Genomic DNA, 24,840 nt, shown 5'->3' with positions numbered 1-24,840 from the left:
ATTATCGGCCTGCCGCCGCCCGCCGCGACGGCGCACCGCTGCGTTGCACCGGGCCCGGCGCAGGCGACGGCCCTGCTTGCTAGACTGCGGGCATGTTCGATACTTCCACGCTTACCGGCAGCAAGCCGGAACAGTACGGCCAGCTGCTGGCCCAGGCGCGCGCCCTGGTGCACGGCGAGCGCGACCGGATCGCCAATGCGGCCAACCTGTCGGCGCTGGTCTACCACGCGCTGCCCCACCTGAACTGGGTCGGCTTCTACTTCTACGACGGCACCGAACTGGTGGTCGGGCCGTTCCAGGGCCTGCCGGCCTGCGTGCGCATTCCGTTGGACAAGGGCGTGTGCGGCGCGGCCGCCACGCAGCGGCGTACGCAGCGGATCGAGGACGTGGACGCCTTCCCCGGCCACATCGCCTGCGATTCGGCCTCGCGCTCGGAGCTGGTGGTGCCGCTGGTCAAGGGCGACACGCTGATCGGCGTGTTCGACCTGGACAGCCCGTCGCTGGCCCGCTTCGACGCCGAGGACCAGGCCGGTCTGGAAGCGATCGCCGCGGTGTTCGTCGAGGCGCTGGGATGAGCGCCAAGCTGCGCAACATCGGCCCCAAGAGCGCAGCCTGGCTGCGTCAGGTCGGGCTGCGCACCCCGGAAGATCTGATCGCCGCCGGTGCGGTGGGCGCGTTCGTGAAGGTCAAGCGCGCCGGCTTCAAGCCCAGCCTCAACCTGCTGTACTCGCTGGAAGGCGCGCTGCAGGACTGCCATTGGCAGGAACTGCCGGAGGCGCGCCGGATTGAACTGGTTGCCGCCTACGACGCGATCATCGCCGACAACCCGTTGAAGAAGGCGCCACCGGCGTCCGGGCCGGTCTACGACCGCACGCCCGAACAGCAGGAGGATGAGGACGAGCGCTAGGGTTGCTGCAGTTCCAGCAGTTCGCCCCACAGCCGGTCCTCGTCACGCTCCACGCGCAGCTGCAGCCGCGTGCCGTGGTCGATGCGCAATGCCCAGCACATCGCCATCGGCAGGCCGCACACCTGCGACAGCACCATCCGCAACGGGCCGCCGTGGCTGACGATCACGGTCGGCACCGGATCGGGGTCATCCAGCAGGCGGTGCAGGCCGCGCGCGATGCGGCGCTCGAAATGGCCCCAGCTTTCGCCATGCGGCGGCGGGTTGGCGTGCGGGTCCAGGTGGAAGGCCGACACCGCCTCCATCGGCAGCGCCTCCAGCGCCACGCCGTCCCAGTCACCGAAGTCCAGCTCTTCCCACTCTTCGTCCGGCTCCACCTGCACCGCGCGCGGCAGCGCCAGCGCCTCGGCAGTGGCCAGCGCACGCGTGCGCGGTGAGCTCAGCACGCGCTGCCAGGACAGCGGCGCGTAGCGCTCGCACAGGGCCAGCGTGCTGTCCGTGTCCAGCGGGGGATCGGTGCGGCCATCCAGGTGGTCGTCGCGGCCGGTGCTGGCGTGGCGGATCAGGTCGAGGATCACGCACCGCCCCCTGTATCCCGTGCTGCGGTGGGCCGGTGGAGTTCACGGGCGTCCGCGCACGGGTGCTGCAACCACAGTGGGATCATGAGGATCACATCGAAAAGGCGAGGCGCATTCTAACCGCTGCGTCCCATCGCCCCGGGCCGATGGCTTAGACTTCGCCCACTTTCAGGTGACCTGCGGCGCATGCCGGCAGGTTGAAACGGGAAGCCGGTGACGCGTCAGGCACAGCCTGTCCGCCAGTCCGGCACTGCCCCCGCAACGGTAAGCGTGGAGACTCCAGGCAGTACGCCACTGTGCTTCGGCATGGGAAGGCGCCTGGAGGGATGGCGACGCCATCCACCCGCAAGTCCGGAGACCGGCCTGGAAGACGATGGATTGCAACGCCTTGCGTTGCGGCCCTCCCCACCCTTTGCCGCGCGGGCGTGCGCGGCACCCGGAGTACACGATGAAGCTGCAAACCCGAATCCTTTCCCTGGCCGTGCTGTCGGCCCTGCCGCTGGTGGCCGCCGCCCAGGACGACGCGACCGCGCTCGACCAGGTCCTGGTCACCGCCACGCGTACGCCGATCGCCCTGCAGGACAGCATCTCGCCCGCGCAGGTGATCGACCGCGCGGAGATCGAGCGCAGCCAGGCGCCGTCGCTGCAGGATCTGCTGCGCGGCCGCGCCGGCATCAACCTCAACAACAGCGGCGGCCTTGGCAAGCAGAGCTCGCTGTTCCTGCGCGGCACCAACTCGGCCCACACGCTGGTGCTGGTGGACGGCGTGCGCATCAACACCGGCGATCTCGGCCTGGCCATGCTGCAGGACATGCCGCTGGCGCAGATCGAGCGCGTGGAGATCGTGCGCGGGCCGCAGTCCAGCCTGTACGGCGCCGACGCGATCGGTGGCGTGATCCAGATCTTCACCCGTCGCAACGCCGGCCAGTTCGCTCCGCACCTGCAGCTGGGCGGCGGCAGCAACGGCCTGCGCGAGGCCAGTGGCGGCTTCGGCGGCAGCGGCGAGCGCGGCTGGTTCGGCACCGATATCGCCTACCAGCACACCGACGGCATCAATGCCTGCCGCGGCAACCCGATCACGTTCGCCGGCTGCGGCGCCAACGAGCCCGACCGCGACGGCTACCGCAACCTGTCGATGAGCCTGCGCGGCGGCTACGCGCTGAGTGATGCCTGGAACGTGGAAGGCACCGCGCTGCGCGCCGAAGGCGAGAACCACTACGACGGCTACTACAACTATTCGGAAACGCTGCAGCAGGTGCTGGGCGGCAAGGTGCGCTACACCCCGGGCGGGCGCTTCAACCTGACCGTCAGTGCCGGCCGTGCCGACAACGAGTCGCAGAACTACAACGGCAGCACCTGGCTGGGCGCGGCGCAGACCCACCGCGACAGCGCATCGGTGCAGGCCGACATCGGCGTGGCCGAGGGCCAGCTGCTCAGCGCCGGCGTGGACTGGAGCCAGGACAACCTGGACGGCAGCAGCGCCGGCTACCTTGTCGACAGCCGCGACAACACCGGCGTGTTCGTGCAGTACCAGGGCCGCTTCGGCGCGCACCACCTGCAGGCCAGCGTGCGCAACGACGACAACGAGCAGTTCGGCAACCACACCACCGGCAGCCTCGGCTGGGGCATGGAACTGGGTAGCGGCTTCCGCCTCAACGCCAGTTACGGCACCGCGTTCAAGGCACCGACCTTCAGCGACCTGTACGACCCGTGGAGCGGCGTGCCGACGCTGGACCCGGAAACGTCCAAGAGCGCCAACGTCGGCATTGCCCAGCAGGGCGATGGCTGGCGCTGGGGCCTGGATGTGTATGAGACCCGCATCGACGACCTGATCACCTACGACGCCACCACCTTCATGATGTCGCAGGTGGAGAAGGCGCGCATCCGCGGTGCCGAGCTGACCGGTGCCATCACCGTGGCCGGCGTCGATATCAGCGCCCAGCTCAGCCACACCGATCCGCGCAACCGCACCGACGGCAGCGCGCAGTTCGACAACTGGCTGGCGCGCCGTGCGCAGAACACCGCGCGCCTGGACATCGACCGCCGCTTCGGCGACTTCCGTGCAGGCGTTACTGCCAATGGGGCGGGCAAGCGCTATGACGATGCCGCCAACAGCGTGCGCCTGGGCGGCTATGGCACCGTCGACCTGCGCCTGGAGTACGCGATCAGCCGCGACTGGTCCGTGCTTGGCCGGGTGAGCAATCTGTTCGACCGCGACTACGAAACGGTGGCCTGGTACAACCAGCCCGGCCGCGAGTACCGCCTGAGCGTGCGCTACCAGCCCAGGTAAGGCACCAGGACGGCGGCACCGCCGCCGTCTTCAACCGGTGGGTGCCGGCGTGCAACCGGTGGGTGCCGACCGTTGGTCGGCACGTCCATCAGCCTTGCCCGGACAACCCCGGCAGATCGCGCAGATCATCCACCACGGCCACCGCCTCGACCGTATCCAGGTCCAGCCCGCGCGGATAGCCGTAACGCACCAGCGCCACCGGCATGCCCGCATCCACGGCGGCACGGTAATCCGTGATCGAATCGCCCACCATCAGCGCCGCCTGCGGCGCCAGCCCGAAGTGGGCGGCGATATGCCGCAACGGCACGCCGCTGGGCTTGCGCTCGGCCAGCGAATCACCGCCCAGCACCAGCGCGAACAGATCCTGCAGCCCGAAATGTCGCAGCAGGGGCGCCACCAGCGCCGACGGCTTGTTGGTGCAGATCGCCAGCGTCACGTTGCGGTCGCGCAGGGCGTGCAACGCCGCTTCGACGCCGTCGAACAGACGCGGGCTGCGCAGCAGGCAGGCCTCGTAATGGCGCATGAAACCGGGCATGACCGCGTCCAGATCGGCATCGCTGCCCGCCGCAGTGAAGGCCTGCTCCACCAGCCGGCGCACGCCATCACCGATCCAGGTCAGCACCGTGGCCTCGGGCACGCGCGGCAACTGCGCGTCCTGCAGCGTGCGGTTCAGCGCTTCAGCGATATCGGCCGCACTGTCCACCAGCGTGCCATCCAGATCGAACACCACCAACGGATACGGATACGACAAGGCGCAGCTCACTTCAACGACGTGGGAGCGTCATTGTACGCGGCGTCCTGTGCTCAGATCCGCGACAGGAACGCCGGGCTGGAGAAGCGCTCCACCAGGAAATCCAGGAAGCTGCGCATGATCGTCGGCAGTTGCCGACGCGACGCATATACCGCGTGGATGCCCAGGCCTTCCACCTCGTAGTCGGGCAGCACCTCGACCAGCTCGCCGCTGCGCAGCAGCGGACCGATCTGGTAGGTAGGCAGCATGGCAATGCCGGCGCCGGCGCGCACCGCTTCCAACAGCAGCGACGCCTCGTTCGCGCTGATGTTGCCACCCACGGCCACGGCAATCGCACGGCCGTCGCGCTGCAGGTGCCACACGCTCTTGCCCACGTAGTGATGGGTAAGACAGTTGTGCGAGGCCAGTTCGTCGGCGGTGGTCGGCACGCCGCGTTCGGCCAGGTACGACGGTGCCGCGCACAGCACCGAGCGGCACGGCGCCAGCCGCCGCGCAATCAGCGCCGGATCAATCGCGCGCGAGATGCGTACGGCGATGTCCACGCGCTCCTCGACCAGGTTCACCACCCGGTCCACCAGCAGCAGTTCCACCCGGGTCAACGGGTGCCGCCTGACGAAGTCCGCCACGGCGGCCGCCAGGTGGATCTGCCCGAATGACACGCTGGCCGTTACCCGGATCAGGCCATGCGGTTCGGGATTGTCGTTGGCCAGTTCGCCATGCAGCTCCTCGCCGATCGCCAGCATCTGCCGGAAGCGCAGCAGCGCGGCTTCGCCCGGCGCGGTCAGGCTGATCCGGCGCGTGGTCCGGTGCAGCAGGCGCGCCCCCAGCCAGCGCTCCACCTCGGCCAGGTAGCGGGTGACCATCGCCCGCGACATCTCCAGCGCCTCGGCGGCGGCGGTCAGGCTGCCACGCTCGACCACCTCGACGAACACGTTCATGGCGGTCATGCGGTCCATTTGATCGTTCCACGCAACAAATTAGGCCGTTATACGCGGTTTTTCGGACGATTTCAGGCGCATATGCTGGCCTTCCTCCCGCAACGGATCTCCCCCCATGAAAATCGCTCTTGTTGGTGCCACCGGCAACATCGGCCGTGAAATCGCCCGCCAGGCCCTCGCCCGCGGCCACCAGGTCACGGCCATCGTGCGCCGCGACACCGCGCTGCCTGCCGAACTGGACGGCGCCACGCTGGCCGTGGCCGCGCTGGACGACACCGACGCCCTGGCTGCCGTGATCGCCGGCCACGACGTGCTCGCCAGCGCCTACGGCCCGCGCCCGGGCGACGCCCCGGCCGCCGTGGCCGCCGTCGCCACCCACCTCACCGATGCCGCCCGCCAGGCCGGCGTGCGTCGCGTGGTCGTGGTCGGCGGTGCCGGCAGCCTGGAGGTCGCGCCGGGCGTGCAGCTGGTGGACACCCCCACCTTCCCCGACGCCTACAAGCCGATCGCGCTGGCGCACCGTGAGGCGTTCAAGGTCTACCAAGGCATCGACGACCTGGACTGGACCTTCTACTCCCCCGCCGCCGAAATCGGCCCGGGGCCGCAGCAGGGCGGTTTCCGCACCCAGGCCACGGCCTTCCTGGCCAATGCCGATGGCCACAGCCGGATCAGCTACGCCGACTACGCCGATGCGTTCGTGAACGAGATCGAGACGCCGCAGTACCTGCGCCAGATCGCCACCGTCGCGTACTGACCAACGGCCGGGCCCCGCCCGGCCCCACCAGGCCCCGGCATGCCGCCGGGGCCCTGTCGCACAGGACCCGTTCAAATGCCCATCTTTTCGCGCACGCCGCTGCTGCTGGCGCTGGCCGTTGGCACCGCGCTCGGCGTGGCCGCCCCCACCATCAGCCACGCCGCCCCTGCCACCGCGCAGCGCGCCCCGCTGCAGGTGCAGCCGTATCACCCTGGGGAGAAGGCGCTGTTTTCGGTGTCCTCCACCCTGGTCACCGGCCAGCACGACGCAATCCTCGTCGATGCCCAGTTCGCGGCCTCGGATGCAGCCCAGCTGGTGCAGCGCATCCGCGACAGCGGCAAGCACCTGACCACCATCTACATCAGCCACGGCGACCCCGACTACTACTTCGGCCTGGCCACCCTGCAGGACGCCTTCCCCGACGCCCGCATCGTCGCCACCGCGCAGACCGTTGCCCATATCCAGGCGACGCAGGCCGGCAAGCTCGCGTACTGGGGCCCGCAGATGGGCGCGGACAAGCCGGCACGCATCGTGATCCCGCAGGTGCTCGACGGCGACACCCTCACACTGGACGGGCAGACGCTGCAGATCATCGGGCTGGATGGCCCCACCCCGGACCGGACGGTGGTGTGGATTCCCGCGCTGCGCACCGTGCTCGGCGGCATTCCCGTGGTCAGCGGCGAGCACGTCTGGATGGCCGATACGCAGAGCGCGCAGTCCCACGCCGACTGGTTGACGACCCTGGCGCAGATCAAGGCGCTGAAGCCGGTGCGCGTCATTCCCGGGCACTACGCCACGGGCGCGGCACTGGATGCCGGTGCGCTCGATTTCACCGCGGCCTACATCCGTGCCTTCGATGCGGAAACCGCGCGCACTGCGGATGCCGACGCACTCATCGCGGCGATGAAAACGCGCTACCCGCACCTGCAGGGCGTGGATTCGCTGGTGTTGAGCGCCAAGGTCGCCAAGGGTGAGATGCGCTGGCCGTGAGCGGCGCTCACGCCTCGTCGAGATGATCGAACAGGCCGGGCTGGCGCACCGGTTCGCGTTCGCGGAAACCGCCCAGCCCAACGCCGACCAGGCGATAGCGCGTATCGGCCGGAAGATCCACGCGCGCGCGCAGCGCCAGCGCGATATCGCGCAGTTCCTCCAGCGTGTCCGGCGGCGACTCCGGCGTGAAGCTGCGGGTGATGATGCGGAACTGCGCGGTCTTCAGCTTCAGCACCACCGTGTGCCCGACCCGCTCGGTTTTGCGCGTTGCCTGCCACGTTTTCGCGGCCAGCTCGACGATGGCCGCGTCCAGCGCATCCAGCGGCAGGTCTTCAGCGAAGGTGTCTTCCGACGAAATCGACTGCACCGGCTGGTCCGGTTCCACCGGGCGCTCGTCGATCCCGCGTGCGCGCCGGTACAGGCTCGCACCGAAACTGCCGAAGCGCGTTTCCAGCGCCTCCAGCGGCAGCGCGCGCAGATCGCCCACGGTGACGATGCCCAGTTCGGCCAGCTTGCCTTCCATCACCTTGCCCACGCCGGGTACCCGCTTGACCGGCAACGGCGTAAGGAACTGTTCGACACGATGCGGCGGCACCACGAACTGGCCATCCGGCTTGCGCCAGTCCGAGGCGATCTTGGCCAGGAACTTGTTCGGCGCGATCCCGGCCGACGCGGTCAACTGCGTTTCCTCGCGGATCTGCGCCCGCACGATCGCCGCGATCTCGGTCGCCACCGTCATGCCACCTTTGTGCACGGTCACGTCCAGGTAGGCCTCGTCCAGCGACAACGGCTCGACCAGATCGGTATGCCGCAGGAAAATCTCGCGCACCTGGCGCGACACCGCCTTGTAGCGGGTGAAGTCGGGGGGCACGAATACCGCGTCCGGACACAGCCGCTCGGCACGCAACGCCGGCATCGCCGAGCGGATGCCGAACACCCGCGCCTCGTACGACGCCGCGCACACCACTGAGCGCGCGCCCTTCCACGCCACCACCACCGGCCGGCCACGCAGCGAGGGGTCGTCGCGCTGCTCCACCGACGCGTAGAACGCGTCCATGTCGACGTGGATGATCTTGCGGAGGGCGGGCACGGCGTGACGGACTCGGGTCAGATGAACAAGATTACAGCCACACGCTTGAGTATGGTCTTTTCATAACAACAACATGCGTTTTTGAACCTGAAAACACTACGCCGGCGTACGGTTAAAACGTTTGATTGAAACGATTTTCCTCTGCACTCTTGAGCACTTGTCTTTTATCAAGAGCAGCCGAGCGGCGCTCGGATGTACCCGATGACAACTTCAGGATTGCGCTTTTCATGACTCGTCTCAACGCGTTCTCGCGCGAACAGCTGCTGGCCAGCGCCCGCGGCGAATTGTTCGGCCCGGGCAGCGGTCGCCTGCCCAACGATCCGATGCTGATGTTTGATCGCATCACCGATATCCGCGAGGACGGCGGCCCACACGGCAAGGGACTGGTACGCGCGGAACTGGATATCCGCCCGGACCTGTGGTTCTTCGGTTGCCACTTCATCGGCGACCCGGTCATGCCCGGTTGCCTGGGCCTGGATGCGATGTGGCAGCTCACCGGCTTCTACCTGACCTGGCTGGGCGCTCCCGGCCGCGGCCGCGCTCTGGGTTGCGGCGAGGTGAAGTTCACCGGCCAGGTGCTGCCGGAGGCCAAGCTGGTCAGCTACGAAATCGACATCACCCGCGTCATCAACCGCAAGCTGGTGATGGCGCAGGCCGACGCCCGCATGCTGGTGGACGGCCGCGAAATCTATACCGCCAAGGACCTGCGTGTGGGTCTGTTCACTTCCACTGAGAACTTCTGATGCGTCGCGTCGTCATTACCGGAATGGGCATCACTTCGTGCCTGGGCAACGATCTGGACACCGTGTCCGCCGCGCTGCGTGAAGGCCGCGCCGGCATCCGCACCCTGCCCGACCATGCCGACGCCGGCCTGCGCAGCCACGTCGGCGGCAACATCGAGCTGGACCTGGATGCGCAGATCGACCGCAAGCTCAAGCGCTTCATGAGCGATGCGTCGGCGTATGCGTACATCGCCATGCGCGATGCGATCGCCGATGCCGGCCTGGAGGCCGACCAGGTCGCCAACCCGCGTACCGGCCTGATCGCCGGTTCCGGTGGCGGCTCCAGCCAGTGGCAGGTCGAATCGGCCGACATCCTGCGTGCGCGCGGCGTGCGCAAGGTCGGCCCGTACATGGTGCCGCGCACGATGTGCTCCACGGTGTCGGCATGCCTGTCCACCGCGTTCCAGATCAAGGGGCTGAGCTATTCGCTGTCGGCTGCCTGCGCGACGTCGGCGCACTGCATCGGCGCGGCGGCGGACCTGATCCGCCACGGCGCACAGGACGTGATGTTCGCCGGTGGCGGCGAAGACCTGCACTGGTCGATGAGCGTCATGTTCGATGCGATGGGCGCACTGTCCACCCGCTTCAATGAGACGCCGGCCAGCGCCTCGCGCCCGTACGACAAGGACCGCGACGGCTTCGTCATCGCCGGTGGCGGCGGCATGCTGGTGCTGGAGGATTACGACCACGCGGTGGCACGTGGCGCGCGCATCTACGCCGAGCTGGTGGGCTATGGCGTTACTTCCGATGGTGCCGACATGGTCGCACCGTCGGGCGAAGGCGCGGTGCGCTGCATGAACATGGCGATGGCCAATCTGTCCGCCCCGATCGACTACCTCAACACGCACGGCACCTCGACCCCGCTGGGCGATGTCACCGAGCTGAAGGCGGTGCGCGAAGTGTTCGGCGAAAACGTGCCGCCGCTGTCGTCGACCAAGGCGCTGTCGGGTCATTCGCTGGGCGCGGCCAGCGTGCACGAAGCGATCTACTGCCTGCTGATGATGCGCGACGGCTTCATCGCCGGGTCGGCCAACATCGGCGAGCTGGACCCGCTGGTGGAAGGCTTCCCGATCGTGCGCGAGAGCCACGATGCGCAGTTGAACACGGTGATGTCCAACAGCTTCGGCTTCGGCGGCACCAACGCCGCGCTGGTGTTCGGCCGGGTGTAAATCCGAGCGGACCACGCGCGAAGGAAAGCCCGGCCAAGCGCCGGGCTTTTTTTTTGCGCGGCCAGGTGTGGGCGCTCCGCGTGCACCGGTGGAGCCGACCGTTGGTTGGCTGGCGCGCGCAGCGCGCGCGGGTTGGTCGGTGGCCGCACGGAGAGCAGCCGACTAGAAGTCGGCTCTACGGGGCGCCATCTGCGTGCACCGGTAGAGCCGACCGTTGGTCGGCTGGCGCGCGGCGGAGAGCAGCCGACCAACGGTCGGCTCTACCGGGCGGGGAGCAGGGGCAGCAGGAGGGTGCGGGCGTCGAGCAGTGAGTCGACGATGCGGTGGCCGAGGGCGCGCAGCGCGTCGTCGGGGCGGACGAGGTCCGGTACCTGGATGGCGGTCATGCCGGCGCCTACCGCTGCGCGGATGCCGGCCGGTGAATCTTCCAGGGCCAGGCAGCGCGCCGGTGCCTTGCCCAGCTTCTGCGCGGCCAGCAGGTAGATGTCCGGTGCCGGTTTGGGGTGGGCCACGTCGCTGCTGGTCACCACCACCTCGAAGAACGGCAGCAGCCCCGCTGCCTGCAGTTTGCGCGACGCGCGCGGCTGCCGCGTGGAGGTGGCGACCGCACGCGGGATGCCGTGCTCCTGCAGCAGCTGCAGAATGTCCAGGATGCCCGGCCGCAGCGGCAGGCCGCTCTGGGTGCGCGCCTCGTACAGATCGTGGCAGCGCGCGAACAACGCAGCCACCTGATCGGCATCGATGTGCTGCAGCAGCAGGCGCTCGCAGTCGCGGTCGCCCAGCCCCACCATGCGCAGCCAGAAGTCGTCCGCGAACGGCAGCTGCAGCTCCCGCGCCGCCGCCGACCAGCAGGCGATCGACACGCGCTCGCTGTCGATCATCAACCCGTCCATATCGAAGATGACGGCGTCAGGCAGGAACGGCAGCGCGGCGATGGAGGTCATGGGACGTTGAAGAGGGTTTCCAGATCGGTGGCATCGAGCATGCGCCACTGGCCTTCGGCCAGGTCGCCCAGCGCCAACCCGCCGATGCGGCTGCGGTGCAGCGCATCGACGTGATTGCCGACCGCGGCGAACATGCGTCGCACCTGATGGTAACGGCCTTCATGCAGCACCAGCTGCGCCTGGCGCGGCGACTGCACGTGCAGTTCAGCCGGCAGCAAGGGCTTGTCGTCCGATTCCAGCAGCAGCGTGCCGCTGGCGAAGCGGGTCACTTCGTCGCCACGCAGGTCTTCGGCAAGCGTGACCTCGTAGGCCTTGTCCAGGCGCGACTTGGGCGAGACGATCCGGTGCAGCAGCGCGCCATCGTCGGTCATCAGCAGCATCCCGCTGGTGTCGCGGTCCAGCCGGCCCACCGAGGACAGCACCGGCGCGCGCTCGCGGAAGCGCGGCGGCAGCAGGTCGTAGATCAACCGGCCGGTGTCCTTGGTCGAGCAGGTGTAGCCGCGCGGCTTGTGCAGCAGTACCGTCAGCCCCTGCGGCGGGTCCAGCGGCTCGCCCTCGACCCGGATCGCCTCATGCGCCACCGCGTCATCGGCGTACAGCACCTCACCGTCGGCGTCCGTGATCAGGCCGGCACGGAACATCCCCTGCACCTGCTTGCGGCTGCCATATCCCAGGTTCGCCAACAGCTTGACCAGCTTCATGCGCGACCTCCGCGGCCCCACTTCGGCTCGGTGCTGCGGGGCGCCCGGACCGGCGTGGGGTTCGCGCTGGCCTTGGTGGCCTCGATCAGCTTGAAACCATCGCGCTCGGCCGCCACGCGCACCTGGCCGAAGCTTTCGTTGAGGATCTGCTCGTACGGCAGGTGGCGGTTGGCCACCAGCCACATGCGCCCACCCGGGCGCAGCGCCTGCGCGGCCACGGCGATGAAACGCTGGCCGATGTCGGGGCGATCGGCACGCGAGGGGGTGTGGAACGGCGGATTGGTGACGATGAAGTCGTAGCGGCCCTCGATGCCGGCGGTGACATCGTGCCAGTGGTAGTTCAGCGCAGCCGGCTTGCCCAGCGCGGCCAGGTTCACGCGCGCCAGGGCCAGCGCGCGGCCTTCGGCCTCGTACAGGTCCAGCGCGGTCACGCCCGGGCAACGCGTCAGCACTTCTGCCGAGAGGTAGCCGAACCCGCTGCCGAGATCGGCGCCGTGGCCGGCCAGGTCGGCCGGCAGCTGCTCGACCAGCAGCGCCGACGCCGGATCGATGCGATCCCACGCGAAAATGCCCGGGCGGCTCTGGAAGCGCCCGCCGAGGATGGCGCGCGGCGCATCCAGGCTTGCCCAGCGCTGCGCCAGCGCGGCATCGTGCTGGCCGGTCAGCGGTGCGGTCCAGTAGGCGCGGCAGTGGTTCTTGGTGAGCTTGCCACCCAGCCCGGCCAGCGCCTGCAGATCGCTTTCGCCGGAACGCGCGCCTTCGTTGTTGTGCTGGCAGGCGACCACCACGCCGCCCGGGGCGGCCAGTGCCAGCGCGCGTGCGAACAGGGCGCGGGCTTCCTCGCGCTGGCGCGGCGGCAGCACCAGCACCACCGCGTAGCGGGTGCTGTCGGCCACCAGCTGCTGCTCATCGCGCACCTGCCAGCCGCTGGCCTCCAGCGCATCGGCGAAGGGGCGGAAGCTCTGCTCGCAGACCAGCTGCGCCGGCTGGGCGTGCTCGCGCAGTGGCCAGCCATCGCGCGCGCGCAGGAACAGCACCGGGCCGGCAGGCCAGGACAGCGCGCCGTTGGCGAACGGCAGGAACAGGGTTTCCAGGGGGGCGTCGTGCTGGGCAGCCATGCAGGGGGGCACATCGTCAAAAGAGGGGGCCATTCTACCGGTTCGTCCGTGGGGCCCGGTTTTGCGTTTATTCAACGCCCCGTTGATGCCACGGCAACACCCCAGCCGTCAGGGTGGAGGCTCCCCCTGGAAATGGAGATGACCCATGCGTGCACTGTTCGTCGGCGGCGTGGTGGACAACAGCGAAATGGACCTGGAGGGCAATCACCCGCCGGTGCACTACCCCGAGGACACCGGCGGCGGCCATTCGCGCTACCGGCTGCACCAGGTCGGCAAGACCGCCGATGGCACCGTGGCATACGCGGTGTACGGCGCGCCGGACATGGCCGATGACGAAGTAGGCAGGATCGCCGACGAACGCGCCTATGCGCGCCGTTTCGAGGCAGAAGCGGAAGTGTTCATGCACTGACGCAAGGCAGGCCCGGCGCCGCGGTGCCGGGCCGCCCGGGGTATTGGGGCCTTATGCGTGCGGCGGCAGCTGGCGCACGGCCGCGATGCTGTCCAGCCAGACCAGGTGCTGCTGCACCGGGGTATCGAGATCATCCAGGCGCAACTGGCCATTGCTGCCTTCGTTCTCCGCCGCGTCGCGGTACTGCTGGACGGTGGGTTGCACCGCCACGGTACCCAGCAGGCGGCGGCCGTCCACCAGGGTCAGCTCCACCTGGGTCTGCCCCCGCAGCTGCGGCAGCAGCGCCTCCAGCGCGGCGATGTCGGCAGGGTCGGTATGCACGGTGGGGGCAAGACGGGACATGGCGTTCTCCGGAATACGGCAGGCCAGTGTGCCAAGCCGGGCGTATACGGCCCGGCAACACGCCTAGCGCGCGGCCAGCACGCCGCGTACGGCCGACACCAGCTGCGCCACCGAATAGGGCTTGGCCACGTGCTCCTGGAAGCCGGACGCCAAGGCGCGCTTGCGGTCGTCGGCACGGGCCAGCGCGGTCACCGCCACGGCGGGGAGCACCTGGGCGTCCACGCCGATGTCCTCGCGCAGGGTCCGCACCAGGCCATAGCCATCCATGCCGGGCATGCCGATGTCGGTCAGCAGCACGTCGATGCTGGCGTGGCCACCGGCATCCAGCAGCGCCAGCGCCTCGCCGGCCGATGCCGCCGCCGTGACCTGGGCCCCCTGCTCTTCGAGCAGCCGGCGCAGGTACTCCAGCACCTCCGGCTGATCCTCCACCGCCAGCAGGTGCAGGCCCTTGAGCGGGAACGGCTCGATGATCTGCTCGTTGATCGGGCCATTGAACACTTCGCGCAGCGGGCGCCCATCGGCCTGCGCCTGGTAGCGCGGCAGGCGCACCGTGAACGTGGCGCCGTGGCCCTGGCCATCGCTGCTGGCCGCCACCGCGCCACCATGCAGCTCCACCAGCTGCTGCACGATCGCCAGGCCCAGTCCCAGGCCGCCATGACGGCGGGTGGTGGTGCCATCCGCCTGGCGGAAACGGCCGAACAGGTGGCGCAGGAACTCGGGGGCGATGCCGTCGCCGGAATCGGCCACGGTGATCGACCAGTGCCCGGCATCGGCAGCCAGGGTCACCGCGACGGTGCCCTCGGCCGGGGTGAACTTGATCGCATTGGAGAGCAGGTTCCACAGCACCTGCTGCAGGCGCGTGGCGTCGCCCAGCACCAGGCAGGGGTCGTCGGGCAGGACCAGGCTGGTGGTAAGCGCCTTGCCTTCGGCCACCAGCTCCTGGGCGCGCATCGCTTCGATCATCTGCGCGCGCAGGTCCAGCACTTCCACTTCCAGCTGCACCTTGCCCAGCAGCATGCTGCTCAGGTCCAGCATGTCCGAGATCAGGCGCTTCTGCGCCATCGCGCTGTTGGCGATCACGCCCAGGCCCTTGTACATCGGGCTGGTCTCGTCGATGCGCTGCAGCAGCAGTTCGCTCCAGCCCAGAATGGTGGTCAGCGGCGTGCGCAGTTCATGCGACAGCGTGGCCAGGAATTCATCCTTGACCCGCGCCATGTTCTCGGCGGCGCTGCGCGCGGCGCGTTCGGACTGCAGCAGTTCCTCGCGCGCCATTTCGATTTCGCGCCGTTCGGTCACGTCCGGGCTGCTGCCGGCCAGGCCGATGAAACGGCCCATGCGCGAGAAGCGCGGGCGCGCGTTCATTTCCAGCCAGCGCCACTGGCCATCGGCGCGCCGCCCGCGCACCAGCGCATGCATCGACCGCTGCGCCTTGAGCGCTTCCTGCAGTTCGTACTCGAACACGGAGGCATCGTCGGGATGGACCAGACCGCGCCAGACGTCTTCGGGCACGCGTTGTTCGTCGCCACCGAAGAATTCGGTGAACGCACTGTTGACGAAGCGGGCATGGCCGCGCTCGTCCAGTACCCACACCGGCATCGGCAGCCCATCGGCCAGTGCGCTGAACCGCGCCTCGCTCTCGGCCAGCTCCACTTCGATCTGCTTGCGCGCGGTGACGTCGAAGAACAGCACCGCCACGCGGTGGTCGTCCGGATCTCCCACGCGCACCGCCTCCACCGAATACCAGCGCGACAGCGCGCGGGCCTCCAGTTCGAACTGCAGCGGTTTGCCGGTGCGTGCCACCTGCCCGTAGAGGCGGTACCACTCCGCCTCGTGCTGCGGCTGCAGCACCCGCATGCGCTGGCCAACGGCGTCGGCGATACCGGTATTGCGCACGAAGGCGTCGTTGACCTCCAGGAAGCGGTAGTCCACTGCATGCTCGCCATCGAACAGCACCTGGATGACGCAGAACCCGGCATTCATCCGCTCCAGCACCCCGCGGTGCAGGACGGGGTCAGACGCCGGGACCATGACCGGAGGACGTTCCAGGGTGGAAGGGGGCAGGCTGGACAAAGGCGTCAAGAGGGCAACTGGCGTAACGGAGGGACACAGGATGTTCCAGAGCGCGTATTCGCAGCGTCAAGCGCCAAGGGTGGGATTGACGCCGATGAATTGGCGGCAACGCCGGTGGAGCGGGCGCGGTGGGAGGATTGTCCCTCACCCGGATCAGGATCACACTGCCTTTCGTATTCCCTGTCTCAATGACGCAGGAGGAAGTGCCATGAAGCGTTCAATGATCATCAGCACCGCGCTGGCGTGCGTGCTGGCGATGGGGGCGGCGCAGGCCGCCGGCCCGAGAACCGTGACCGACCCGCAGGCCCCACGGGCGCTGAGCGGGGATGGCCCGGTGCGCGTGCAGTGGACCGATCCCGCGCAGTTCACCGAGATCCGCCAAAGCACCAATCGGTTTGATGCAGAGCGCGGCAACTGGGTGCAGCAGTTGGGCCAGTACGTGCAGACCGCCGCCGGCAAGCAGCTGCAGCCGGGGCAGACGCTGGATGTGACCCTGACCGACATCAAGCGCGCCGGCGACTACGAGCCCTGGCACGGGCCGCGCGCCAGCGACGTGCGGATCATGCGCGACATCTATCCGCCGCGCATTTCGCTGACCTTTACCCTGAAGGATGCGCAGGGCACGGTGGTGTCCCAGGGCGAGCGCAAGCTGGTGGACACCAGCTACCTGCACAACATCGGGTTGCAGAGCGATACCGACCCGCTGCGCTATGAAAAGAAGCTGCTGGACGACTGGATCCAGCGCGACGTGCGCGGCCCGGCCACCGCCAGCCGCTGAACGGGGCGGGTACAACAGAAAAGGCGGCGCCCATGCGGGTGCCGCCTTGTTTGATGGGGCCGCGGCTGTGGCTCAGCCGTGCAGGTAGCGGCGCGGCACGCGCTTGACGCCGCACGGCAGCTGGTAGGCGCTCACCCCGCACAGCGGTGCGAGCACATCCAGCCGCGGCGACGCGCCCCACAGGGTCACGGTGCTGCCGATGCCGGCCTGCGGCAGATCGGTGAGATCGACGGTCAGCATGTCCATCGATACCCGCCCGATCACCCGGCCCGGCTGGCCGTCGATCTGCACCGGGGTGCCGTTCGGGGCGAACTGCGGGTACCCATCGGCGTAGCCCAGGGCCACCACGCCCACGCGGGTGCGCTCCTCGGCAACGAAACGCGCACCGTAGCCGACCGGCTCGCCGGCCTCGATCCAGCGCTCGGCGAAGACCCTGGATTCCATCGTCATCACCGGGCGCAGGCGCTCGGTGGCCATCGACGCGACCGGCAACGGGTTGGCCCCGTACAGCATCAGGCCCGGGCGGACCCAGTCGCTGCGCACCTCCGGCCAGCCCAGCAGCGCGGGCGAATTGCACAGGCTGGTTTCACCGGCCAGGCCGTGGATGGCGGCGGCGAAGGTGGCGGCCTGCTCGCGGGTACGCGGGCTGTCCAGCTCATCGGCGCGGGCCATGTGGCTCATCAGGACCATCGGCCCGACCTGCGGCAGCGCACTGAGGCGGGCATGGGCAGCGCGGAAGTCGTCCGGCGACAGGCCCAGGCGGTGCATGCCGCTGTCCAGCTTCAGCCAGATCGTCAGCGTGGCGTCCGTCTGGAACGCCGCCACCGCGTCGACCTGCCAGGGGGCGGCCACAGCGAACCAGAGGTCGTGCTGGACGATCAGCGGCAGTTCGTCGGCGTCGAAGAAACCTTCCAGCAGCACGATCGGGGTGGTGATGCCGGCCTCGCGCAGTTCCAGCGCTTCTTCAATGCAGGCCACGCCGAACGCATCGGCCGCCTCGTCCTGCAGCGCGCGCGCGCAGGCCACGGCACCGTGGCCGTAGGCATCGGCCTTGATCGCGGCCAGGGTCTTGCGGCCGCCACCGAGTTCACGGGCCAGGCGGTAGTTGGAGCGCAACGCATCCAGATCGATCAACGCGCGGGCTGGGCGCATGCTTCAGGCTCACTATGACGTACGGATGCGGCCGCGTGGCCGTAACGGAAGATATCCAGGCCCTCGGTGCTGATCTGCGGCTGACGCGCGCTCATCAGGTCGGCGAGGTAGCGACCGGAGCCGCAGGCCATCGTCCACCCGAGAGTGCCGTGGCCGGTGTTGAGGAACAGGTTGCGGTACGGCGTGGCGCCGATGACCGGCGTGCCGTCGGGCGTGGCCGGGCGCAGGCCGGTCCAGAACTCGGCGCGACCCAGATCGCCGCCCTCCGGATACAGGTCGCGCACGACCTTCTCCAGGGTGGCGCGGCGACGTGGCGACAGGGACAGGTCGAAACCGCCCACTTCGGCCATGCCGCCCACGCGGATGCGGTCGTCGAAGCGGGTCACGGCGACCTTGTAGCTCTCGTCCAGGATGGTCGAGGTGGGGGCCATCGCCGGGTTGGTGATCGGCAGGGTCAGCGAGTAGCCCTTGAGGGGGTACACGGGCAGGCGCAGGCCAAGCGGGTCGACCAGGGCCGGCGAGTAGCTGCCCAGCGCCACCACGTAGCGGTCGGCGGTTTCCAGCGCGCCATTGATGTGCACGCCGGTGATGCGGTCGCCCTGGGTCTGCAGGCCGGCAATGTCCTGGTCGAAGCGGAACTCGACACCGGCATCGACGCACATCTGCGCCAGGCGGCGGGTGAACAGCTGGCAGTCGCCGGTCTGGTCGCGCGGCAGGCGCAGCGCACCCACCAGGGTATCGGCGACGGCGGCCAGGGCCGGTTCGTGGGCGATGATGCCGGCACGGTCCAGGACTTCGTAGGGCACGTCGTACTGGGCCAGGATCTCGATGTCCTGGGCCGAGGCGTCCAACTGCTGCTGGGTGCGGAACAGCTGAGTGGTGCCAAGGTCGCGGCCTTCGAACGCGATGCCGGTCTGGGCGCGCAGTTCGTTGAGGCAGTCGCGGCTGTACTCGGACATGCGCACCATGCGCGCCTTGTTGATGGCGTAACGCTCATGGGTGCAGTTGCGCAGCATCTGCGCCAGCCAGCGGTACTGGTGCCAGTCCAGGCCCGGGCGGATGGCCAGCGGGGCATGTTCGGCAAACAGCCATTTGACCGCCTTGAGCGGTACGCCGGGGGCGGCCCACGGCGAGGTGTAGCCGAAAGACAGCTGGCCGGCATTGGCGAAACTGGTTTCCAGCGCCGGACCGGGCTGGCGGTCGACGACCGTGACTTCAAACCCGGCCTGCCGCAGGTACCAGGCACTGGTCGTGCCGATCACCCCACTGCCAAGGACTAGAACGCGCATGACACCTCTCCAACCCGATCATTCCCTGCACTGGAGCGTGCCGGGACCACAATTGAGGAAGTATAGTCAGCCCAAACCAATCAATTCGCCTGTTTTTAGGAGCTGAGGCAGGATATTGTCCTGCAAACATCCTCGAGAGGCTGACACGATGGCCGTACGTGCGCGCGAGCTGGACAAGATCGACCGGAAGATCCTGCGGATCCTGCAGGCGGAGGGCCGGATTTCCTTCACCGAACTCGGCGAGCGGGTCGGGCTGTCCACGACCCCCTGCACGGAGCGGGTACGCCGGCTGGAGCGCGACGGGGCGATCACCGGCTATTACGCCAAGCTGGACCCGCACTACCTCAAGGCGAGCCTGCTGGTCTTCGTGGAGATCAGCCTGGCTTACAAATCGGGCGACATTTTCGAGGAGTTCCGGCGCGCGGCGCTGAAGCTGCCCAACGTGCTGGAGTGCCACCTGGTGTCGGGCGATTTCGATTACCTGCTGAAGGCGCGCATCAGTGAGATGGCCTCCTACCGCAAGCTGCTCGGCAGTACGCTGCTGACCCTGCCGCACGTGCGCGAGTCCAAGAGCTACATCGTGATGGAAGAAGTGAAGGAAACGCTGACGCTGCCGATTCCCGATTGAGCGCAACGCAGAAGGCGGCGCGCAGGTGCGCACCGCCAGGTGATTGCGTGAAATGCGTCAGCGCTGCTGTTTCGAGTCCGGGTGGCGCTGCTGGTCCTGCTGCTTGCCGCCCTTCTGGTTCTGCTGATCCCACTGCTGCTGGTTCTGCTGGCCGGCCTTCTGGTTATGCTGCTGACCCTGCTGTTCCTGCGGCGTCTTGCCGGGATTGCGGTTCTGCTGGTTAGCCATGATTGCACTCTTCTCGAAATGCCTTGGGGGATGCGCTGTGTGTTGCGGCGCACGCACAGGGTCCGGGAAAAACGGTTAATCGCAGGCGAAAAAGCAGTGAGCTTGCGCGTTGATGCAGATGACTGCGGCGTTCGGTTGTGAAGTGTTCATGCGGTGGCTCACGTACTCAGACGCAGAAGCGGCGTCTCGATTGCTTCGGCGGGCCGCGCACGGCAGGCCTCCCGCGACCAGCGGGACGACGGTGTGCGGACGCACGAGCCGGCTCTCCTGCGCTCATGCGCAATCCACCGTGGCGTGTGGCGTTGGAGGCGAACGCTCTAGGGCCGGATCTGTTGTCCGCCCGCGCTGGGGAGCGAGTCGTAGTACTTGCCGGTGCGCGTATCCAGGACGCGGTTCGGGCCGACCTGTTTGGCGCCGGGGATGATGCGGCCGTGGCGGTCGTAGACCTTGGGCTGCAGGGTGGGGCCCTGGATCGGGGCAGTGCCGGCCGGGCCTTTGCTCTGGATGGGATGGGTGCGCAGCTGTTGCTGCATCTGGCCGTTGGACTTCACCGGGGCCAATTCGCCAGCGAGGCTGTCGGCCGGTGCGGGGCGCACGGGGATGGGCAGCGGGACCGGGGCCGGTTGCGGCGCCACAACCGGACGGGTGGCGGTGGGCGACGGCGGGGGGCCGATCTGCGCCAGTGCCGGGAGCGGCAGCAGGAGCAGCAGCACGGCACCGAGGCGGCGTGGGCGGTTCATGGCGGGCTCCTGGCGGGGGACAGGGCTTCACCTTGCGCCCGCGTGGGTATCAGCACGATGAACGCGGCGGCTTGAACGCCCTGCCCGCCGGCCCAATCTTGCTGGCATGCCCCCGAGGAACCGCCGATGACCGCTTTCGACCTTGCCCCGCCCAGCGCCGAACAACGCCAGGCCCTGATCGCCGGGCTCAGCGCCGACGAGCAGCGCGTGCTGCTGCACCACGGTACCGAGGCCCCGTTCTGCGGGGTGTTCCTGGACAACAAGCAGGACGGCGTCTACGGCTGCCGGCTGTGCGGGCTGCCGCTGTTCCGCTCGAGCACCAAGTTCGACTCGGGAACCGGCTGGCCAAGCTTCTTCGCGCCGTTCGACCCGGCCCATGTCCGCGAAATCCGTGACATCAGTCACGGCATGATCCGGACCGAAATCGTTTGCGCGCGGTGTGACAGCCATCTCGGCCATGTCTTCCCGGACGGCCCGCCGCCGACCCATGAGCGGCACTGCCTCAATTCGGTGTCGCTGTCGTTCACGCCCAACGGCACGCCCTATCCGGACCCGCTGCAACGCGGCGGCGCCGAGGCCGGTCCCGCCGGCTGACGGGCGGGCGGCGGCCCCACCCGTGGGGCCGAGACCGCCCCGCGGGCACCCGCCCAGCGGTGGGTGCGGACCGGTGTTCGGCACCCCATCGCCGCAAAACTGTGACATCCAACCAACGCTCCCCTTCAGAAAAGCAGGGTCGGGGCCGACATGGAGGTATCCCCTCCCCGCGTCAGCCCCATGCTCATCATCGTTGGACTCCTCGTCGTCATCCTCAGCGTGCTTGGCGGCTATGTCGGCGCGCACGGCAAACTGGGCGCCCTGTGGCAGCCCTATGAACTGGTCATCATCGGCGGAGCGGCGCTGGGTGCGTTCCTGATCGGCACACCGATCAAGACCGTCAAGCAGACCCTGCAGGCCACGGTGGGCGTGTTCAAAGGCCCGCGCTACAAGCAGCAGGACTACATCGATGTGCTGAGCCTGCTCTACGAGCTGCTCAACAAGGCCCGTCGCGAAGGCTTCATGGCGCTGGAAGACCATGTCGAGCGGCCGGCCGAAAGCGCGATCTTCGCCAACTATCCCAAGGTGCAGGCCGATCACCATCTGGTCGACTTCATCACCGACTGCCTGCGCCTGATGATCGGCAGCAACATCGAGCCGCACGAACTGGAGCCGCTGCTGGAAATGGAGCTGGAAAAGCACCATGCCGAAGCGATGCAGCCTGCGGCCGTGCTCAACAAGGTCTCCGACGGCCTGCCCGGTTTCGGCATCGTGGCCGCCGTGCTGGGCATCGTGATCACGATGGGCTCGATCGGCGGTGAGATCACCGAAGTGGGCGCGCACGTGGCCGGCGCACTGGTCGGCACGTTCCTGGGCATCCTGCTGGCCTACGGCTTCGTCGGCCCGCTGGCGGCGGCAGTGGAAGCGCGCGCCGAGCAGGACAGCCGCATCTATGAGTCGGTCAAGACCGCGCTGCTGGCCTGCCTGCGTGGCTACAACCCGAAGATCGCCCTGGAATTCGCCCGCAAGACCCTGCCGTCCAACGTGCGCCCGGGCTTCAGCGAGTTCGAGCAGCATCTCAAGACGGTCAAGTAAGGCACCGACATGGCCGAGAACAAACCCACCGTCATCGTCCGCCGGGTCAAGAAGGCCGGCCACGCCGCCCACCACGGGGGTGCCTGGAAGGTGGCGTACGCCGACTTCGTGACCGCGATGATGGCGTTCTTTCTCGTGCTGTGGCTGATGGCGGCCACCACCAAGCCCGAGCGCGCCGCCATTTCCGAGTACTTCCGCAATCCCAGCCCGCTGGCCGGCCAGAGCGCCACGCCAGCACCGGGCATGGCCGGCCCTGGCGGTGCCAGCACCTCGATGATCAAGCTGGGCGGCGCCACCGATATCTCGCGCGGCAACAGCAACGACCCCTTCCAGAACCAGCAGGCCGCCAAGCCGATTCCGCAGACCGAGCGCGAACGCGAGCAGCAGCAGCTGGAGGCGCTGAAGAAGGAGCTGGAGGAAGCGATCAGCAAGAGCCAGGCGCTGGAGCCGTTCAAGGACCAGCTTCTGCTCGACCTCACCCCGGAAGGGCTGCGCATCCAGATCGTGGACAAGCAGAACCGGCCGATGTTCGACATGGGCAGTGCCGCGCTCAAGCCGTACACGCGCGAGATCCTGCGCGAGCTGTCGCAGTTCATCAACCACGTGCCGAACCGGATCAGCATCACCGGCCACACCGACATCACCGCCTACAACGCCGTGCACGGCTACAGCAACTGGGAGCTCAGCGCCGACCGCGCCAACGCGGCCCGGCGGGCGCTGCTGGATGGCGGGATGACCGAGGACAAGGTCACCCGCGTGGTCGGGCTGTCGTCGTCGGTGCTGTTCGACAAGACCCAGCCGGACAACCCGATCAACCGCCGGATCAGCATCGTGGTGATGACCAAGGCAGCCGAGGCGGCGGCGCTGGCCGGTGCGGGCCAGGAAGTGGCACTGTCGCCGACGGCGCAGGACGCCGATGTCCAGGCCAATCAGGGCACGCCGGCGCTGCCGGTGCGGGCCCCGGCGGCGGCACCGGCGTCCGCGGCGCCTTGAGATCGACCGGCGGCGGGTTGTTCGGGGAATCCGTGGAGCCGGCCGGCGGCCGGGACCACCCTCGCGGGTATGAATCCGTGGAGCCGGCCGGCGGCCGGCACTACAATAGCGGTCTTTCCCGTACAGATAGACCGTTCCCATGTCCAAGCAGTCCAAGGCCAAGCGCGACAAGCGCAAGAAGCAGCAGCCCAAGCGTCCGATCAACCGCCTGAACGCGCAGCAGCCGGTGCAGAACCACGCCGTCCTGCAGAACGAGGAAGGCCAGGTGGTCGCCGCGATCGGCCTGCAGGGCACCGAATGGCTGCTGGCCATCGGCGGCCAGACGATGGGCAACGCGGACAACCCGATCCCGATGCTGGCCATGCTCAAGCACCTGTCCAACGTCCAGGAGAAGGAAGGCCGCAAGGTCACCCTGGAATACTCGACCCAGATGCAGCAGATGATCGACGACCTGGCCGCCGAAGAAGGCAAGACCGCCGACGAGTACCTGGCCCAGCTGGTGTCCGAGTTCGAAGGCGTAGAAGGTGAAGACGACGCCGACGACGCCGGCACCGACGTGGTTGCCGATGCCGCTGACGCCGCCGATGCCCCGGCTGCCGACGCTGCCCCGGCCGACGCCGACGCACAGCCCAAGGGCTGATCGCGGCTACCGGTGACGGTCTATGTCGACGATGCGGTACACCCCTGGCGCGGCGAGCGCTGGGCGCATCTGATGGCCGACACCCTGCCCGAGCTGCACGCCCTGGCGGCGCAGCTCGGGATTCCGCGGCGGGCGTTCCAGAACCGCCGCAGCGGCGCGCACTACGACGTGCCCGCCCCGATGCGCCTGCAGGCCATCGCACTGGGCGCACGCGCCATCTCGCGGCACACCGACCGCGCCCTGGTCAAAGCGGTGATCGCCAACGCCCGCGCGCAGTACGCGCCTTGAGCACGCATGGCGTGGTTGCCGGCCAGCGGCCGGGATTACGTGGCGTTCCGATGTCGCGTGGTTGCCGGCCAGCGGCCGGCACTACGGGTTGGATGCGTGGCTTAGAACGGATCGCTGCCCGGTCGCACTTCCACGCCCAGCAGCGAGCACAGCGCCAGCATGGCGTCGTCGTCGCGGCTGAGCGCCATCCAGCCGGCCAGGCCGTCGGTACCGGCATCCACGCTCCACAACGAATAGTTGTGCTCGCGCAGGCGGTCGTAGGCGGTGGCCATCAGCCGTGGGCCGTCCACATCGGCCGCGAAATCCTCGTCGTCCAGGTCGCCGCCCCAATCCAGCTGCAGGTTCCAGCGCGCGGACAACTCGTTGACCGCCGACATCAGCGCATCGGCATCGCCGCGCTCGACCTCGAAACCGGACTGCCAGGCGATGGCCGTCAGCAGCGGCGACAGCCACTCGGCCTCTTCATCGATCTCCTCACCGCTTTCCAGCAGCGCTTCGCGCCAGCGGTTGAACTGCTGCAGCGCCAGTTCCTCGTCGCCTGGGTTGATCAGCACGAACAGGTTCCAGATGCGCGCCTCGAAGTCGTCTTCGTCGAAATCGCGTTCTTCTTCTTCGAAGTCGAAATAATCGCTGTTGTCGGGCATG

The 24,840-nt window shown here is 68.4% G+C and carries 29 protein-coding genes and 1 riboswitch; of the genes, 15 read left to right on the top strand and 14 right to left on the bottom strand.

The window, feature by feature from the left end; all coding sequences use genetic code 11:
• Positions 1 to 92 precede the first annotated feature (92 nt).
• Both ACLB90_RS12330 and ACLB90_RS12325 read left to right on the top strand, forming a co-directional pair.
• Positions 93 to 575, top strand: a complete 483-nt coding sequence (locus ACLB90_RS12330) for a GAF domain-containing protein (RefSeq protein WP_411849773.1) — start codon at positions 93 to 95, stop codon at positions 573 to 575.
• The gene (locus ACLB90_RS12325) at positions 572 to 907 is read left to right on the top strand and encodes a TfoX/Sxy family protein (RefSeq protein WP_411849772.1); all 336 of its coding nucleotides are present in this window, start codon (positions 572 to 574) and stop codon (positions 905 to 907) included. Before ACLB90_RS12330 ends, ACLB90_RS12325 begins: the two co-directional genes overlap by 4 nt.
• Here the strand turns inward: ACLB90_RS12325 and ACLB90_RS12320 are convergent.
• On the bottom strand, positions 904 to 1,482 hold the full coding sequence (locus ACLB90_RS12320) for a histidine phosphatase family protein (RefSeq protein ID WP_411849771.1): 579 nt from the start codon (positions 1,480 to 1,482) through the stop codon (positions 904 to 906). The genes ACLB90_RS12325 and ACLB90_RS12320 overlap by 4 nt on opposite strands.
• 153 nt (positions 1,483 to 1,635) lie before the next feature.
• Positions 1,636 to 1,864: riboswitch (cobalamin riboswitch) on the top strand.
• Between the two features lie 66 nt (positions 1,865 to 1,930).
• On the opposite strand from ACLB90_RS12320, the gene btuB reads away from it, so the two are divergent.
• Positions 1,931 to 3,772 (top strand): TonB-dependent vitamin B12 receptor, encoded by a 1,842-nt coding sequence (btuB, locus tag ACLB90_RS12315; RefSeq protein ID WP_411849770.1) that lies wholly within the window; start codon positions 1,931 to 1,933, stop codon positions 3,770 to 3,772.
• Positions 3,773 to 3,860: 88 nt separating this feature from the next.
• On the opposite strand, the gene gph is transcribed toward btuB, so the two are convergent.
• Positions 3,861 to 4,523, bottom strand: a complete 663-nt coding sequence (gph, locus tag ACLB90_RS12310) for a phosphoglycolate phosphatase (RefSeq protein ID WP_411849769.1) — start codon at positions 4,521 to 4,523, stop codon at positions 3,861 to 3,863.
• 53 nt (positions 4,524 to 4,576) lie between these two features.
• The gene (locus ACLB90_RS12305) at positions 4,577 to 5,479 is read right to left on the bottom strand and encodes a LysR family transcriptional regulator (protein ID WP_411849768.1); all 903 of its coding nucleotides are present in this window, start codon (positions 5,477 to 5,479) and stop codon (positions 4,577 to 4,579) included.
• A gap of 97 nt (positions 5,480 to 5,576) precedes the next feature.
• On the opposite strand from ACLB90_RS12305, the gene ACLB90_RS12300 reads away from it, so the two are divergent.
• Positions 5,577 to 6,215: an NAD(P)-dependent oxidoreductase gene (locus ACLB90_RS12300; protein WP_411849767.1), complete on the top strand. Its 639-nt coding sequence runs from the start codon at positions 5,577 to 5,579 to the stop codon at positions 6,213 to 6,215.
• 75 nt (positions 6,216 to 6,290) lie between these two features.
• Positions 6,291 to 7,205, top strand: a complete 915-nt coding sequence (locus ACLB90_RS12295) for an MBL fold metallo-hydrolase (protein WP_411849766.1) — start codon at positions 6,291 to 6,293, stop codon at positions 7,203 to 7,205.
• A gap of 7 nt (positions 7,206 to 7,212) precedes the next feature.
• Here ACLB90_RS12295 and dinB read toward each other — a convergent pair whose 3' ends face one another.
• Positions 7,213 to 8,295 (bottom strand): DNA polymerase IV, encoded by a 1,083-nt coding sequence (dinB, locus tag ACLB90_RS12290; RefSeq protein ID WP_411849765.1) that lies wholly within the window; start codon positions 8,293 to 8,295, stop codon positions 7,213 to 7,215.
• A 227-nt stretch (positions 8,296 to 8,522) separates the two neighbouring features.
• On the opposite strand from dinB, the gene fabA reads away from it, so the two are divergent.
• Entirely contained in the window at positions 8,523 to 9,038 is a 516-nt protein-coding gene (gene fabA, locus ACLB90_RS12285; protein ID WP_411849764.1) for a 3-hydroxyacyl-[acyl-carrier-protein] dehydratase FabA, read from the top strand.
• Positions 9,038 to 10,246: a beta-ketoacyl-ACP synthase I gene (gene fabB / locus ACLB90_RS12280; protein WP_411849763.1), complete on the top strand. Its 1,209-nt coding sequence runs from the start codon at positions 9,038 to 9,040 to the stop codon at positions 10,244 to 10,246. The genes fabA and fabB overlap by 1 nt, the downstream gene beginning before the upstream one ends.
• Positions 10,247 to 10,506: 260 nt before the next feature.
• Here fabB and ACLB90_RS12275 read toward each other — a convergent pair whose 3' ends face one another.
• Genes ACLB90_RS12275 through ACLB90_RS12265 form a run of 3 tightly spaced genes read right to left on the bottom strand, consistent with a single transcriptional unit; the run spans position 10,507 to position 13,009 of the window.
• Positions 10,507 to 11,190: an HAD family hydrolase gene (locus ACLB90_RS12275; protein ID WP_411849762.1), complete on the bottom strand. Its 684-nt coding sequence runs from the start codon at positions 11,188 to 11,190 to the stop codon at positions 10,507 to 10,509.
• Entirely contained in the window at positions 11,187 to 11,891 is a 705-nt protein-coding gene (locus ACLB90_RS12270) for a pseudouridine synthase (protein WP_411849761.1), read from the bottom strand. The genes ACLB90_RS12275 and ACLB90_RS12270 overlap by 4 nt, the downstream gene beginning before the upstream one ends.
• The gene (locus tag ACLB90_RS12265; protein ID WP_411849760.1) at positions 11,888 to 13,009 is read right to left on the bottom strand and encodes a class I SAM-dependent methyltransferase; all 1,122 of its coding nucleotides are present in this window, start codon (positions 13,007 to 13,009) and stop codon (positions 11,888 to 11,890) included. The genes ACLB90_RS12270 and ACLB90_RS12265 overlap by 4 nt, the downstream gene beginning before the upstream one ends.
• A gap of 145 nt (positions 13,010 to 13,154) precedes the next feature.
• On the opposite strand from ACLB90_RS12265, the gene ACLB90_RS12260 reads away from it, so the two are divergent.
• Positions 13,155 to 13,418: a hypothetical protein gene (locus ACLB90_RS12260; RefSeq protein ID WP_411849759.1), complete on the top strand. Its 264-nt coding sequence runs from the start codon at positions 13,155 to 13,157 to the stop codon at positions 13,416 to 13,418.
• 51 nt (positions 13,419 to 13,469) lie between these two features.
• Here ACLB90_RS12260 and ACLB90_RS12255 read toward each other — a convergent pair whose 3' ends face one another.
• Together ACLB90_RS12255 and ACLB90_RS12250 are read right to left on the bottom strand one after the other, a co-directional pair.
• Entirely contained in the window at positions 13,470 to 13,760 is a 291-nt protein-coding gene (locus tag ACLB90_RS12255) for a DUF3247 family protein (RefSeq protein WP_411849758.1), read from the bottom strand.
• Positions 13,761 to 13,823: 63 nt separating this feature from the next.
• Complete coding sequence (locus ACLB90_RS12250; RefSeq protein ID WP_411849757.1) at positions 13,824 to 15,788, bottom strand: ATP-binding protein; 1,965 nt, start codon at positions 15,786 to 15,788, stop codon at positions 13,824 to 13,826.
• A gap of 250 nt (positions 15,789 to 16,038) precedes the next feature.
• On the opposite strand from ACLB90_RS12250, the gene ACLB90_RS12245 reads away from it, so the two are divergent.
• Positions 16,039 to 16,608 carry a DUF3016 domain-containing protein gene (locus ACLB90_RS12245; RefSeq protein WP_411849756.1) on the top strand — a complete coding sequence of 190 codons (570 nt, stop codon included), beginning with the start codon at positions 16,039 to 16,041 and terminating at the stop codon, positions 16,606 to 16,608.
• A 72-nt stretch (positions 16,609 to 16,680) separates the two neighbouring features.
• Here ACLB90_RS12245 and alr read toward each other — a convergent pair whose 3' ends face one another.
• Complete coding sequence (alr, locus tag ACLB90_RS12240; protein WP_411849755.1) at positions 16,681 to 17,760, bottom strand: alanine racemase; 1,080 nt, start codon at positions 17,758 to 17,760, stop codon at positions 16,681 to 16,683.
• The gene (locus ACLB90_RS12235; RefSeq protein WP_411849754.1) at positions 17,739 to 19,049 is read right to left on the bottom strand and encodes a D-amino acid dehydrogenase; all 1,311 of its coding nucleotides are present in this window, start codon (positions 19,047 to 19,049) and stop codon (positions 17,739 to 17,741) included. Before ACLB90_RS12235 ends, alr begins: the two co-directional genes overlap by 22 nt.
• Positions 19,050 to 19,197: 148 nt before the next feature.
• Between ACLB90_RS12235 and ACLB90_RS12230 the strand changes: the two genes are divergently transcribed.
• Entirely contained in the window at positions 19,198 to 19,677 is a 480-nt protein-coding gene (locus tag ACLB90_RS12230; protein ID WP_017356503.1) for an Lrp/AsnC ligand binding domain-containing protein, read from the top strand.
• Positions 19,678 to 19,734: 57 nt separating this feature from the next.
• Here the strand turns inward: ACLB90_RS12230 and ACLB90_RS12225 are convergent, their stop codons facing one another.
• Together ACLB90_RS12225 and ACLB90_RS12220 are read right to left on the bottom strand one after the other, a co-directional pair.
• Complete coding sequence (locus ACLB90_RS12225) at positions 19,735 to 19,905, bottom strand: lana protein (RefSeq protein WP_411849753.1); 171 nt, start codon at positions 19,903 to 19,905, stop codon at positions 19,735 to 19,737.
• A gap of 317 nt (positions 19,906 to 20,222) precedes the next feature.
• A complete protein-coding gene (locus tag ACLB90_RS12220) occupies positions 20,223 to 20,645 on the bottom strand; it encodes a classical arabinogalactan protein 4 (protein ID WP_411849752.1) in 423 nt (140 codons plus the stop codon).
• Between the two features lie 126 nt (positions 20,646 to 20,771).
• On the opposite strand from ACLB90_RS12220, the gene msrB reads away from it, so the two are divergent.
• The 5 genes from msrB (at position 20,772) to ACLB90_RS12195 (ending at position 24,195) form a co-directional block, all read left to right on the top strand.
• Complete coding sequence (gene msrB, locus ACLB90_RS12215) at positions 20,772 to 21,239, top strand: peptide-methionine (R)-S-oxide reductase MsrB (RefSeq protein WP_411849751.1); 468 nt, start codon at positions 20,772 to 20,774, stop codon at positions 21,237 to 21,239.
• A 180-nt stretch (positions 21,240 to 21,419) separates the two neighbouring features.
• Entirely contained in the window at positions 21,420 to 22,274 is an 855-nt protein-coding gene (gene motA / locus ACLB90_RS12210; protein ID WP_411849750.1) for a flagellar motor stator protein MotA, read from the top strand.
• Between the two features lie 9 nt (positions 22,275 to 22,283).
• Positions 22,284 to 23,267 (top strand): flagellar motor protein MotB, encoded by a 984-nt coding sequence (gene motB, locus ACLB90_RS12205; protein WP_411849749.1) that lies wholly within the window; start codon positions 22,284 to 22,286, stop codon positions 23,265 to 23,267.
• Between the two features lie 139 nt (positions 23,268 to 23,406).
• Positions 23,407 to 23,907: a hypothetical protein gene (locus ACLB90_RS12200; RefSeq protein ID WP_411849748.1), complete on the top strand. Its 501-nt coding sequence runs from the start codon at positions 23,407 to 23,409 to the stop codon at positions 23,905 to 23,907.
• 12 nt (positions 23,908 to 23,919) lie between these two features.
• Positions 23,920 to 24,195, top strand: coding sequence for a DUF4031 domain-containing protein (locus ACLB90_RS12195; RefSeq protein WP_411849747.1), 276 nt, complete (start codon positions 23,920 to 23,922; stop codon positions 24,193 to 24,195).
• Between the two features lie 101 nt (positions 24,196 to 24,296).
• Here the strand turns inward: ACLB90_RS12195 and ACLB90_RS12190 are convergent, their stop codons facing one another.
• Positions 24,297 to 24,839 carry a hypothetical protein gene (locus ACLB90_RS12190; protein WP_411849746.1) on the bottom strand — a complete coding sequence of 181 codons (543 nt, stop codon included), beginning with the start codon at positions 24,837 to 24,839 and terminating at the stop codon, positions 24,297 to 24,299.
• Position 24,840: the final 1 nt, after the last annotated feature.

The sequence above is a fragment of the Stenotrophomonas sp. LGBM10 genome, assembly GCF_046736075.1.
Taxonomy (GTDB): domain Bacteria; phylum Pseudomonadota; class Gammaproteobacteria; order Xanthomonadales; family Xanthomonadaceae; genus Stenotrophomonas.
The sequence above is the reverse complement of the archived record's forward strand: the minus strand, read 5'-3'. Positions and strand labels throughout refer to the sequence as shown.

Bases quoted from the DNA above. Each gene is read 5' to 3' on its own strand.
- ACLB90_RS12220 (WP_411849752.1), bottom strand. From the start codon at position 20,645: ATGAACCGCCCACGCCGCCTCGGTGCCGTGCTGCTGCTCCTGCTGCCG.
- ACLB90_RS12200 (WP_411849748.1), top strand. From the start codon at position 23,407: ATGTCCAAGCAGTCCAAGGCCAAGCGCGACAAGCGCAAGAAGCAGCAG.
- ACLB90_RS12330 (WP_411849773.1), top strand. From the start codon at position 93: ATGTTCGATACTTCCACGCTTACCGGCAGCAAGCCGGAACAGTACGGC.
- ACLB90_RS12260 (WP_411849759.1), top strand. From the start codon at position 13,155: ATGCGTGCACTGTTCGTCGGCGGCGTGGTGGACAACAGCGAAATGGAC.
- ACLB90_RS12250 (WP_411849757.1), bottom strand. From the start codon at position 15,788: ATGGTCCCGGCGTCTGACCCCGTCCTGCACCGCGGGGTGCTGGAGCGG.
- ACLB90_RS12225 (WP_411849753.1), bottom strand. From the start codon at position 19,905: ATGGCTAACCAGCAGAACCGCAATCCCGGCAAGACGCCGCAGGAACAG.
- ACLB90_RS12265 (WP_411849760.1), bottom strand. From the start codon at position 13,009: ATGGCTGCCCAGCACGACGCCCCCCTGGAAACCCTGTTCCTGCCGTTC.
- ACLB90_RS12295 (WP_411849766.1), top strand. From the start codon at position 6,291: ATGCCCATCTTTTCGCGCACGCCGCTGCTGCTGGCGCTGGCCGTTGGC.
- ACLB90_RS12300 (WP_411849767.1), top strand. From the start codon at position 5,577: ATGAAAATCGCTCTTGTTGGTGCCACCGGCAACATCGGCCGTGAAATC.
- msrB (WP_411849751.1), top strand. From the start codon at position 20,772: ATGACCGCTTTCGACCTTGCCCCGCCCAGCGCCGAACAACGCCAGGCC.
- fabA (WP_411849764.1), top strand. From the start codon at position 8,523: ATGACTCGTCTCAACGCGTTCTCGCGCGAACAGCTGCTGGCCAGCGCC.
- ACLB90_RS12230 (WP_017356503.1), top strand. From the start codon at position 19,198: ATGGCCGTACGTGCGCGCGAGCTGGACAAGATCGACCGGAAGATCCTG.
- ACLB90_RS12235 (WP_411849754.1), bottom strand. From the start codon at position 19,049: ATGCGCGTTCTAGTCCTTGGCAGTGGGGTGATCGGCACGACCAGTGCC.
- ACLB90_RS12275 (WP_411849762.1), bottom strand. From the start codon at position 11,190: ATGACCTCCATCGCCGCGCTGCCGTTCCTGCCTGACGCCGTCATCTTC.
- ACLB90_RS12255 (WP_411849758.1), bottom strand. From the start codon at position 13,760: ATGTCCCGTCTTGCCCCCACCGTGCATACCGACCCTGCCGACATCGCC.
- ACLB90_RS12270 (WP_411849761.1), bottom strand. From the start codon at position 11,891: ATGAAGCTGGTCAAGCTGTTGGCGAACCTGGGATATGGCAGCCGCAAG.
- motA (WP_411849750.1), top strand. From the start codon at position 21,420: ATGCTCATCATCGTTGGACTCCTCGTCGTCATCCTCAGCGTGCTTGGC.
- ACLB90_RS12190 (WP_411849746.1), bottom strand. From the start codon at position 24,839: ATGCCCGACAACAGCGATTATTTCGACTTCGAAGAAGAAGAACGCGAT.
- ACLB90_RS12245 (WP_411849756.1), top strand. From the start codon at position 16,039: ATGAAGCGTTCAATGATCATCAGCACCGCGCTGGCGTGCGTGCTGGCG.
- ACLB90_RS12325 (WP_411849772.1), top strand. From the start codon at position 572: ATGAGCGCCAAGCTGCGCAACATCGGCCCCAAGAGCGCAGCCTGGCTG.
- ACLB90_RS12305 (WP_411849768.1), bottom strand. From the start codon at position 5,479: ATGGACCGCATGACCGCCATGAACGTGTTCGTCGAGGTGGTCGAGCGT.
- motB (WP_411849749.1), top strand. From the start codon at position 22,284: ATGGCCGAGAACAAACCCACCGTCATCGTCCGCCGGGTCAAGAAGGCC.
- alr (WP_411849755.1), bottom strand. From the start codon at position 17,760: ATGCGCCCAGCCCGCGCGTTGATCGATCTGGATGCGTTGCGCTCCAAC.
- btuB (WP_411849770.1), top strand. From the start codon at position 1,931: ATGAAGCTGCAAACCCGAATCCTTTCCCTGGCCGTGCTGTCGGCCCTG.
- fabB (WP_411849763.1), top strand. From the start codon at position 9,038: ATGCGTCGCGTCGTCATTACCGGAATGGGCATCACTTCGTGCCTGGGC.